Origin of the sequence: Faecalibacillus sp. MSK20_93, assembly GCF_020589945.1 — a bacterium.
GTDB classification, from domain to species: Bacteria; Bacillota_I; Bacilli_A; order Erysipelotrichales; family Coprobacillaceae; genus Faecalibacillus; species Faecalibacillus intestinalis.
The window spans coordinates 1-3,099 of sequence record NZ_JAJDKA010000104.1 but is presented as its reverse complement, the minus strand read 5'-3'; the positions used below and the strand labels follow the sequence as shown (position 1 = coordinate 3,099).

Sequence of the window (3,099 nt, the reverse complement as noted above, 5' to 3'; positions counted from 1 at the left end):
TTGAACCATCCTGTTTGCATTAATCCACTACTTGCAAAGTAATATTTAGCTCCTGAAATTGTTTGGAATCCTGTTATCATTTTTCCATCAGCGTCTACATAGTACCAGTTATTTCCTGATCCTACCCATTGTGCTTTGATAGCTCCACTAGATGTAGCATAGTAATCTTCATTATTGACCCTGAACCATCCTGTTTGCATATATCCATATTGATCAAATCTATAGAGTTTATTATCTATTGTAATGAATTCATTTTTTGGATATGTTCCATCTTCATATTGATACCACCATTTGTTCCCTGATTGTTTCCATTGTCCTTTTAGTTGATTATGACATCTTGTACATACTCCATCTTTAAAATCATGTCCTAAAGCTGGAATGATTCCTTGTTTTTTAATAATCTTATTACATATTGAACAATGTATTCCTTCTGTTAAACCTGTATTTGTACATGTTGCTTCCTTAGCTTGATCAACAACTACTTTATGCCCTGTTGCTGGAATCACTTCTTGTTTTTTGATGACTTCTTTACATACAGAACAATGTTTTCCTTCTGTTAATCCATCTTCTGTACATGTTGCTTTTTTACCTTGATCAACAACTACTTTATGCCCTGTTGATGGAATCACTTCTTGTTTTTTGATGACTTCGTTGCATACAGAACAATGTTTTCCTTCTGTTAATCCATCTTCTGTACATGTTGCTTTTTTACCTTGATCAACAACTACTTTATGCCCTGTTGCTTTTTTGTCATCTACTATTTTTGTTTGTGGCTTAAATGCATTATTTTTGAAATTAGCTATATAAGTAATTATTCCATTTTCTGTACATGTTGGATCTTTAACAATTTTTTGAGCTGTAACGGTTTCTTCTTCAACATGTTCATAATTATTTGCACATACTCTTTGAGCTGTGACTGTCATATTATCTACAGACCACTTATATATAGGTTCACTATAATTATGACCATATTTATTACAATCAATTTCTGTATAAGATTCATCCCACATTGGATATTCTTCAATAAACTCATTTGATTGATAGTCATTATCTCTTACATGATCATCAAAATCATTTGTATTTTTTAAGAAATAAGCATATGTACTTCTTCCTGCATCCCATGTACTATCAAGATTATAATATTTACCATTTAATTTAACGATATTCCAAGCATGTGGTCCCCCTGCTTCACCTGAAATAACTCTTGTATCTACACCTGCATCTAATGCTAAGCGATAAAATAACGATGCATATCCTTGGCATACTGCTGTTTTATTGATCAAAGCTGCATAAGCTGTATATTTTAATGAATAGGATTTATCATTTAAGTTATCATGATCATATGTAACATTTGAACATATATAATCATAGATTGCTTTTACTTTTTGATAGTCTGTCTTATTTGATAAATCTAATGACTTCAATAAATTAGAGACTTCTTCATCTACTTTTTCTTCCTGTTCTAAACTAGATAAATAAGATACATCATAAAAAATATTTAAATCATATCCCTTATTAGAATTTACAGATATGGATGCTTTTACTGTCCACCCTTGACAGTGCCATTTAAGATAGTCTCCTTCTTTTCCATTACCAGTATGTTTGATGGCCTTTTGAAACAACTGATGTACTAAATTAGAAAAAAATTCTTGTGTAATTTCTTCATCACAATGATAATAAAGAACAATATTACTTTCTCTATTAATTAATTTTTCTCTAAATATCTTTACAAGTTTTTCTTGATCACTTGTATATTCAACATCTTCTAAACTATATGTTTGAATATCATGATGAACAACACTACTTTTTACATCTTTATAAATAGGATTTACATAATGATCTTCTCTAATTGTTTCTTTTGCTTGTACATTGACTATACTTAACATAGAAAAACACATTGAAAGAACAAGTGATACAATAAATAATTTCTTTTTCATGATTTCCCTCCTTATATTCATTTAACCATGTAAGCCATTTCTTTTCAAGAATATATAAAAAAAACGAGGATACTCTAAGTATCCTCATCAAATTCACATTAATATACTACTACTTTTGTTCCTGAAGGAATATTATCATAAATCCATTTAGCATATTGTATTTCAAGTCTTACACAACCATGTGATAATGGAATTCCTGTTCTATTATCTTGAATTGTACCATTTTTATTATAAAGAGTACTATGGAATAAATAGTTTCCTTTAAATTGTGTATACCAGAAACATCTAGATGATCCTGAGTCAAAATAATATCCTCTTATTCCAACTGTAAATTCACCTTTAACTGTAGGTGTTGAAGCTTTACCTGGGGCACAACTATAATAATGAATATTGTTCCAATTATTTACAGAACCTTGATAAATAGCTACTCGACAATTAGCTGTATCAACTAAAATCAAATAATTAGTAGCACTACTGTATCCGCTTGCTCTACTTGTCATTGAATCATAAACACTATCGCTTCTTAAAGCCCCACTAGAAGTAAAATAAAATGCTTCAAAATACGTATCATGTAACATTGCTCCAGATGAATTTAAATAATACCATTGATTGTTATCTTTCAACCATCCAATAGCCATATTTCCACCTGAATGTAAATAATACCAAGTTCCAGCAATTTGCTTCCAACCTGTGCACATTGCCCCACTTGCATCCATATAATACCAAGTTCCTTTTACATTTATCCAGCCTGTTAACATACTACCATACGCATTTAGGTAATACCATTGACCATTCAAATCAAGCCAACCCGTGTACATATACCCTTGACCTGATTCATCTAAATAATACCATTTACCAGAAACTCTTTGCCATCCGGTTTGCATGACACCTGCATCGTTTAATAAATACCATTGATTTTTAACATAAACCCAACCTGTGCATTTATTTCCATTTTGATCATAGTAATGCCAATCATTACCATCTAACATCCAGCCTGTTTTAATAGCACCATTTTCATCAAAAGTATATTTAACACCATTGATTTCTCTTACTTGATTAGTAATGGCAGCATACGGATATGCTTCATCATTAGCATCTAAATAATAACATTTACCATAGTATTTATACCATCCACTTACTAAACTTGCATTTCCATCATAGA

The 3,099-nt window shown here is 30.7% G+C and carries 2 protein-coding genes; both read right to left on the bottom strand.

All coding sequences use genetic code 11. From position 1 onward, the window contains the following. Positions 1 to 1,937: transglutaminase domain-containing protein (locus LJD34_RS15635; protein WP_318532730.1), on the bottom strand; the 1,937-nt coding region annotated here is incomplete at its 3' end. Between the two features lie 98 nt (positions 1,938 to 2,035). Then, on the bottom strand, positions 2,036 to 3,099 hold a 1,064-nt coding region (locus LJD34_RS15630), incomplete at its 5' end, for a L,D-transpeptidase family protein (protein ID WP_227360332.1).